General features: G+C 58.4%; 4 protein-coding genes. 3 read left to right on the forward strand and 1 reads right to left on the reverse strand.

Features of this window, described 5'->3' with window-relative positions:
- Nucleotides 1–255: 255 nt before the first annotated feature.
- Complete coding sequence (locus tag QZM67_RS40015; protein WP_367620464.1) at nucleotides 256–684, reverse strand: helix-turn-helix domain-containing protein; 429 nt, start codon at nucleotides 682–684, stop codon at nucleotides 256–258.
- Between the two features lie 623 nt (nucleotides 685–1307).
- On the opposite strand from QZM67_RS40015, the gene QZM67_RS39590 reads away from it, so the two are divergent.
- The 3 genes from QZM67_RS39590 to QZM67_RS39600 are packed head-to-tail and all read left to right on the forward strand — an operon-like array spanning nucleotide 1308 to nucleotide 6394.
- Nucleotides 1308–2231 carry a DUF4007 family protein gene (locus QZM67_RS39590; RefSeq protein ID WP_080466935.1) on the forward strand — a complete coding sequence of 308 codons (924 nt, stop codon included), beginning with the start codon at nucleotides 1308–1310 and terminating at the stop codon, nucleotides 2229–2231.
- On the forward strand, nucleotides 2224–5559 hold the full coding sequence (locus QZM67_RS39595; RefSeq protein WP_301811849.1) for an ATP-binding protein: 3336 nt from the start codon (nucleotides 2224–2226) through the stop codon (nucleotides 5557–5559). The genes QZM67_RS39590 and QZM67_RS39595 overlap by 8 nt, the downstream gene beginning before the upstream one ends.
- A complete protein-coding gene (locus tag QZM67_RS39600; RefSeq protein WP_174909540.1) occupies nucleotides 5552–6394 on the forward strand; it encodes a phosphoadenosine phosphosulfate reductase family protein in 843 nt (280 codons plus the stop codon). The genes QZM67_RS39595 and QZM67_RS39600 overlap by 8 nt, the downstream gene beginning before the upstream one ends.
- Nucleotides 6395–6984: the final 590 nt, after the last annotated feature.

Raw genomic sequence — 6984 nt, forward strand, 5'->3', positions numbered from 1 at the left:
AACGTCCCGGAGCCCAAACTCGACCAGAACTAACAAGAAAATCTACAATCAACACCGCGCAACGCCCAACCCCGCCGAATCGGTCACGTTCCCGAAATCGGCGGTCACGTTCGCCGAAATACGCACAAACCGGTGCGATGAGCCCGAAGGACGGCTTGACGACGAGGGGGGAGGAGAAGACACTCACGAGTGCGACCATGGAGCAGCGTTCAGCTCTCCACCAAGCGGGGCAGACCTTCGGGTTTGTTCCGCTTTTTACATTTCTGCGCCCTCCTTGTCTTTTCTCATGACGCGGCCGAGCACTGGTCGATCACCGAGCTTGACGGGGCTTCTGCGCCACGTCTCAATCAACTCCCTCATGACACGGATCTGAGCATCGCTCAGTAGATCGAGCTCTCTCCAAAGCTCGCCGCACAGGCGATATGCATCCGATGAAGCTGTTTGGGGAATGGTGTAGTGACGTCGAGATGCTTCCAGCTCGCTCAGTAGGCCAGCGAGCTCATCGGCAGAGAGCCGAAGATATCTTGCGAGTCGGTCAACGAAGTCGCGCGAAGGCGGCCCCTTTATTCCAAGTTCCAAGGCAGATACGTAGCTCTGTTCGAAGCCCATCGCTTCGGCCAGGTCCTTTTGGCGCACTCCGTAACGGAGTCGCAGCGCCCGAAGTCGTTCGGAAAAGGGACTCAATGCTTTCCTCGGGTGAGGTCGTTGGAATCACCTAAAGATGATAGTGGAGTAGCAAAAAAAGTGAAGAGAGTGCGATTTTTTGGTGAAATTATCGTATATACGTGTATATACGATAATTTTAGACGAAGCGGGCTCGCCTAAACCGCAAGCCGGGCGGGGTAGCGCGCATTGTTTAGCTGGCGATGGACGAGATTCGGTAGTGGGTTGGCACGGTGGATTTAGAGTGTTTACACTAAATTTTGTGCTTGATGAGGGAGGGATCAATCCCGTTGATCCAGCACCCAGTCTGTCGAGAAGGCGCCTCACAACATCCCAATCATCGTCACCCAACACTTCGGAAGCCGTTGCGCAAAAGACACGCGCCCGCCCGCCCTCTGCCGGCGCCCAGTCGGACAGCTCTCAAAAGTCATGGAGCGGGCGCGGCCGGCTGAGGCAAGGAAGGCGTCGGTCATGAGCGAACCAGTCGCAAGGCATAACGCGCCGCTGATTGCCGTATACCAAACGGGGACCCTATGCAGATCACGGCCACCGAGGCACACTGTAAATATATACAGTTCCTGTGGTACCCCGGTTGGACTGGTGGAATCCTCCAGTCCGACGCTCTCGGATGCTAGAATCGTCGCATGAAAACCACGTCCAAAGTCAGCAACGGAATGCCCGCGCACTTCTCAGGGCATGAGACGTTTCCCCTGCGCCAAATGTGGCTTAAGAAAGCCTTCGATCAGGCTGTCGATGGCCGCGTAATTCACAAATCCACCTTTGCGGATGAGACGGCAATCGCCGCTTTCGGCGTCGGCAAAAACATGGTCGCCTCCATTCGACATTGGGCTCTAGCTTGCGGCGTCATGTATGACTCCGGGCCTGATGAGTTCCGCGTCGGAAGCCTCGCGATGGAAATACTTCAAGACGGAGGTCTTGATCCTTATGCCGAGAACCCTTCGACGGCATGGCTAGCCCATTGGCAACTCGCGGGCAAATGCTTTCGCTCGACCACGTGGCATTGGCTGTTCAATCATGTGACCGCGCCCACCTTCACGCGTCAAGAACTCGAGGAGCCGTTGAGCCGCTATGCGCGTGAACTCGACGCAAAGCATCGACTGTCCGCGTCGACAATCTCGCGAGACTTGGAAACCTGTCTGCGAAGCTACGCGCCGCGCGCGGCCGGCGGATCGCCGGAAGATTTCGCTGAACCACTCTTAGGAGAGTTAGGCCTCTTGCAAGAGGTTCATAAGGGGCAGTATGCGTTCCGACGCGGCCCTAAAGCGTCTCTGCATGATGGCGTCTTCGCCTATGCATTAGTCGATTTCTGGGATCGTGAGGCTGATGGCCAGAGTGCTCTAGCCTTCGAGACCGTAGCCTATGGTGAAGGGTCGCCCGGTCGAGTCTTTAAGCTAGACGAAGAGTCCATCGCGCAGCGGTTGTTAGCGCTATCTGACTTCACCGCCGGCAAGCTAGGCTGGACTGATTCGGCGGGCCTTCGTCAAGTCCACCGCAAACCAATCTCAAAAGAAGACCGTAGAAACCTGATCAGGCGCGCGTATGAATGAAAAATCGGAAGAAAGATTGTCGGACATCGTTCAGATATCGCGCCAATATCAACGCTCAATCCGAGTTGACGCAGATATTGGACGAGTCGACGCCCTCTCCGGCTACATCTGCCATGCCACTGCTGGCTCTGTGGTCGATGTCATGTGTGAGCAACTCTCGGGCACAAATCAACGCTGCTTCACTTGGACGGGACCGTTCGGCGGTGGCAAGAGCTCGTTGGCCGTCGCGTTAGCGAGCGCGCTACATCCCGACAAGAACCTTCGGGCGAAAGCGCGCCAAGTCTTGCACCTGAATTCCAAACCCGCTTTCGATATTGCATTGCCCGTCCGCAAAGGTTGGTTGGTAGTGCCGGTTGTGGGCCGGCGCGGCAGCGTCGTCGCCGCGCTTCATGCTGCGCTTCGGCAGGCGGAAGGAAGATCAGTAGACGGTCGCAGTAAGGTAAACAGTCAAACACTTATCGCCGAATTGCTCGATGAGGCGAAGAATCGCCCGCATGACGGCGTGCTGGTCATTGTCGACGAGATGGGCAAGTTCCTGGAAGCTTCCGCGCTGGGCGCCGGGGACGATGTTTATTTTTTTCAAGAGCTCGCCGAAGCAGCCGCCCGCTCAGAGGGGCGTTTGGTGGTTGTGGGCGTACTGCACCAATCATTTGCTCAGTATTCCGCACGTCTTGGGATCGACACCCGTGATGATTGGGCCAAGGTACAAGGCCGCTACGTCGATTTGCCGCTCGTTGCCGCCAGTGACGAAGTCGTGGAACTAATCGGGCGAGCAATCGAAGCTGAGCACTGCCCGCCTTGGATGCTCGAAACTTCGAACGCCATCGCCGATGCAATCCGCTCGCGGCGTCCAGCTGCTGGGCGAGGTCTCGCCAACGCCTTGGCTGACTGTTGGCCTCTGCATCCGGCTATGGCCGCACTGCTCGGGCCAATTTCGAAACGGCAGTTCGGCCAAAACGAGCGCAGCACCTTCGGCTTTCTTTCGTCTGTCGAACCATATGGCTTTCGCTCGTACCTGAACTCAACGCCCATCAGTGAAGCGAGTTGGTACCGTCCGAGCGACTACTGGGACTACCTACGCTCAAATCTCGAACCCGCGATTCTGGCCTCCCCTGATGGACACCGCTGGTCGCAAGCGGTTGAAGCCGTTGAGCGAGCTGAAGCGAAGACGGCTGATCCGCTCCTGGTATCTTTGATCAAGAACATTGCGATTATCGATCTCTTCCGTAACGGGTCTGGCTTAGCGGCCGATACCGCTGTCATCAAGGCGCTCTATTACGATAGGACTCTCGATGAACTTAACGCCGCGCTACAAAAGCTGTCTGCGCTGAAAGTCGCGCTGTATAAAAGCTATACGGGTGCTTGGTCTGTCTTCGAGGGTAGTGACTTCGACATTGATTCAGCCATGGAGCAAGCTCTTGCTGCTTCGCCTGGCATTGACTACGCGCGCCTCGCACAGCTCATGGGACTGCATCCGGTGGTAGCAAAGCGTCACTACCATGAGACGGGGTCAATGCGCTGGATGGAGCTATCTTTGTGTAGCATCGAGCAAGCAGAGAAGATAGCGGCCGATTTTCGCCCGCGTAAGGGCGAGTTCGGAGCCTTCATCTTGGCCCTGCCTAGCAAAGGTATGAGTCCACGTACCGCCCGCCAGCGCGCACAAAGCTGTTCAAAGCTCCGCCCATGGCCGGTACTGGTCGGCATACCCACCAACCACGCTCGCATCGCGGAGCTATCCGCCGAGTTAGTGGCGCTGGAGCAGGTAAAGGACCGCCATGAGTTGTCCGGCGACCCCGTAGCTCGCCGAGAGGTCTATGCGCGCTTGGCCGCGACTCGTGCAAACTTGGAAGACCAGTTGCAAGCCGCAGTCTCTTTGGCGAAGTGGCACGATGGGACTGATCACATCGTCGAAGCCGGATCAAAGCTATCGCCCGTGGCGTCCCAGCTCGCCGAGGACCTTTTCAGCGCGTCGCCGCCGGTATGGAGCGAGCTGGTTAACCGCGACAGCATATCGAGCAATAGCGTGAAGGCACGCCGCGATCTGCTGCATGCGATGGTCGACGCCGAAGACCGGGAGGCCCTCGGTTTCGAGGGTTTTCCGGCTGAACGGGGACTCTACGAGACACTGCTCAAAAGCACAGACCTGCACCGCCAAAACGCCTCGGGCGCCTGGCACTTCATCGCGCCGGGCGATGGCTTCGCCACCGGTTTCGAGCGTCTGTGGGAGGCAACCCGGGCGCTCTTCTCGGACGGAAATACCCGAGTGGGTGCCCATGAGATTTATGCACTTTGGAGCGCTCCCCCCTTCGGAATGAAGGAAGGCCTGCAACCAGTCGTCCTCACCGCGTTCATGCTTGCCCACAAGGCAAACATCGCTGTCTATAAGGACGGGATGTTTGTGCCCCGCCTCACCGATTTTGACATCGACGAATGCCTGCAGGACCCGGATCGCTTCTCGCTGCGTTGGGTCGCTATTGATGAGGACAAGAATCGAATCCTCAACGGCATTTCAAGGTTGCTAGCGGAGGTCGGGGAGAGCGGTGGCTCAGCCGATCCGCTCGAAGCCGCGCGAGGCTTAGTGGCGATGGTCTTCAACCTCCCAGAATGGGCTCGAAGGACGCAGCGCTTGGGCGACACCGCCAAGGCCATGCGCGACATGCTGTTGAAAGCCAGCGACCCGCACAAGGTGCTGTTTGTCGACCTAGCATCGCTGCTCAATGCGGCCGACGGCAAGTCCTATGTAAAAGCCCTTCGGGCACCACTGCAGGAGCTTGCGGGCGCGTATGAAAAGATGCTCGCCGAGGTTGAAGGCAAGATGCTCGAGGCACTCGACGCGCGTATGGACGATCTCGAGGCGCTGCGTGAGCGCGCTCGCTCCGTGTCCGGCATTTCTGGCGACCTGAGATTGGATGCATTCGCGACGCGACTAGCCAACTTCGACGGAAGCCGAGCCTCCCTTGAGGGCATCCTAAGCCTGGCAGCAGAGAAGCCTCCACGAGATTGGGTGGACCGCCACATCGACGCGGCGATATTGGAGCTGGCAAAGTTCGCGCGGCGTTTCCGCGAAGCCGAGGCTTTCGTAGCAGTGCAAGGCCGCGAGGCACACAGCGAGGCCATCGCTGTAGTCATCGGTGCGGGGGCCGACACCAAAATGATCTCACGCTCGTTCGCAATCTCGGATCGCCATCGGCAGACGGTGGAGGCCAAGGCCCTCGAAGTCGCCTCGATGCTGGAGGGCCAAGGCCTGGGGACGAACGTATTGCTAGCGATCCTGGCCAAGGCCGGAATGAAGCTGGCATCCATCGACAAGGAGGCAGCCAATGGCTGAGCGGCACGTTCTGGGGATCTCAGGTGGCAAGGACAGCGCGGCGCTGGCCGTTTATATGCGCGAGCACCATCCCGAACTCGATATCGACTATTTCTTCACCGACACCGGGGAAGAGCTGCCCGAGGTTTACGAGTTCCTCGGCAAGCTCGAAGGCCGGCTTGGTAAGCCCATCTTGCGCCTAAACCCCGGCCGCGACTTTCGCTTCTGGTTGCGCCAATACAACCACTTCCTGCCCAACCCGAACGCGCGCTGGTGCACCCGTCAATTGAAGCTCGCGCCCTTCGAGAACTGGGTAAGGCCCATGCTGGCGGCGGGCGACACGGTCACTTCCTATGTGGCCATCCGCGCCGACGAGGACTATCGCGAGGGCTACGCAGCTAAGGCTGCCAACTTATTCGTGAAGCTGCCCTTCCGCGAGGCGGGTATCGACAAGGTCGGTGTGATCGACATCTTGGAGAACTCCGGCGTCGGCTATCCGAAGTATTACGAGTGGCGCTCTCGCAGCGGCTGCACGTTCTGCTTCTTCCAACAGAAGATAGAATGGGTGCGTCTCAAGGAAAGACATCCAGAGGCCTATGAGGCAGCTAAAGCCCTTGAAAAGGACGCCCTGGAACATGGCTCGCCTTTCACCTGGTCGAAGGGCGAATCGCTCGGAGACATAGAGCAGCCGGCACGCGTAGCAGAGATCGAGGCAGAATACGAGATCCGCCGTGCTCGCATGCGCAAAAGTATCCCCATCAATCCCCTGCGGCCTGTGAAGGCCTGCCCCGATGACATCGACGATATCTACGGCGTGGATGAAGGCAACGGCTCCTGCGCCGTCTGTCACAAGTGAATCTGGGGCCGCGCGGAAGATGAGCTCCGACGCCCCAGAGCCCCGCACCCCTGCCGCCTTTGCTCAGAGACTCGCGGGCTCGCTGAACACTTGATCGCGGTGAGTTGGCTGCCGACTACAGACAGCCCTTGCGAAGGCAACGGTTAGGGCACGCATGTGCCATGCGTAGGTCATAGCAGGCTCAGATATTTGTCCAAATTGGAAACGGAGATCGACCGGGTCTGACCGGACGTGAAGACCGAAAACTCGTCCATCCGGATCTTGATCGTCACCCTCTTGACCGAACACGGCGCGGCTTGAGCGGCGTACTTGACGAACAGTTCGACTTGGTAATCGCCTTGAGGCCACTCATTCGTCTCGTACCCCGGCCGTTGAACTGGGACGAACAGAACGGACTGTTGTACCGAAGACTGGGGGGAGACCGCGAAATCTCCGAATGGGCGCCCAAGCTGTCGTCGCACGATGAGCGTGAGCACGTAAATCGATGGGAATTCGGGGCGTTTTGAGCAGCTTGCGTGATGTAGCGGTGGGGGTCTCCCTCAGGCATCTTGCACAAACGACGCCCAAGGGAGAGTCTCGTGTCTGCCAAG

The sequence above is a fragment of the Burkholderia sp. AU45251 genome (assembly GCF_030482905.1).
In the GTDB taxonomy this organism is placed as follows: Bacteria; Pseudomonadota; Gammaproteobacteria; order Burkholderiales; family Burkholderiaceae; genus Burkholderia; species Burkholderia aenigmatica.

Excerpts from the sequence above, each read along its gene's own strand:
- QZM67_RS39590 (WP_080466935.1), top strand. The coding sequence starts at position 1,308 with ATGAAAACCACGTCCAAAGTCAGCAACGGAATGCCCGCGCACTTCTCA.
- QZM67_RS39595 (WP_301811849.1), top strand. The coding sequence starts at position 2,224 with ATGAATGAAAAATCGGAAGAAAGATTGTCGGACATCGTTCAGATATCG.
- QZM67_RS39600 (WP_174909540.1), top strand. The coding sequence starts at position 5,552 with ATGGCTGAGCGGCACGTTCTGGGGATCTCAGGTGGCAAGGACAGCGCG.